Annotated in this window: 1 protein-coding gene; it reads left to right on the top strand. The window is 38.6% G+C overall.

Translation table 11 applies throughout. The features are described from left to right. The coding region (locus ON062_RS13750; protein ID WP_274647707.1) for an enoyl-CoA hydratase-related protein at positions 1–191 on the top strand (191 nt) is incomplete at its 5' end. Positions 192–220: the final 29 nt, after the last annotated feature.

Genomic DNA, 220 nt, shown 5'->3' with positions numbered 1-220 from the left:
GCCTAGCCAAAATGCCGCCGATTGCCCTCCAACAAATTAAAGAAGTTGCGCTTATGAGCGAAGATGTTCCATTAAATGCAGGCTTAACGCTAGAACGAAAAGCATTCCAGTTACTGTTTTCGACCGAAGATAAAAATGAAGGCGTTCAAGCTTTTATCGAAAAGCGTAAGCCGTCATATCAAGGTAAATAATTTAAAACCATAATAACAAAGGAATGAAA

The organism is Microbacterium sp. C7(2022), from assembly GCF_028823665.1.
In the GTDB taxonomy this organism is placed as follows: domain Bacteria; phylum Actinomycetota; class Actinomycetes; order Actinomycetales; family Microbacteriaceae; genus Microbacterium.
This window is presented reverse-complemented; position numbering and strand designations above follow the sequence as displayed.